The 485-nt window shown below is 77.3% G+C and carries 1 pseudogene; it reads right to left on the bottom strand.

The features are described 5' to 3' along the window. Positions 1–485 (bottom strand): annotated as a pseudogene (locus GT030_RS28075) (DNA polymerase III subunit gamma and tau); the annotation flags it as partial.

A 485-nucleotide genomic window follows, 5' to 3' on the forward strand; every position in this document is an offset into this window, starting at 1 on the left:
CGGGGCCGGGGCGCCGTGTCCGCCCGCGCCGCCTCCGCCGAAGCCGGGGGCGCCTCCCGCGGGCGGGGGAGCCGAGCCGCCGCCGGAGGGGTCGATGACCGCCTCGATCTTCCACTGGACGTTGAACTGCTCGGCCAGCGCCTGCCGCAGAACGTCCTCGCTGCCACTGGCGGAGAAGTTGTCGCGGGCGCCGGCGCTGGCGAAGCCGAGCTGGAGGGTGGTGCCGTCGAAGCCGGTCACCTGGGCGTTCTGGCTGAGCAGAATCCAGGTGAAGCGGCGACGGTTCTTGACGGCCTCCAGGATGTTCGGCCAGAGCGTGCGGGGGTCGAGCCCGCCGGAAGGGGCGGGCGCGGGGGTCACGGGCTGCTGGGGCTGGGGACGGCTCGGGGCCTGCGGCCGGCTCGGCGGGGTCTGCTGCTGCGGCTGGCTGGGGCCCTGGCCTGCCGGGGTGGCGGTGGGCCACGCGCCGGAGCGCCGGCCGCCGC

The organism is Streptomyces sp. SID1328 (assembly GCF_009865595.1).
Classification (GTDB): Bacteria; Actinomycetota; Actinomycetes; order Streptomycetales; family Streptomycetaceae; genus Streptomyces; species Streptomyces griseoluteus.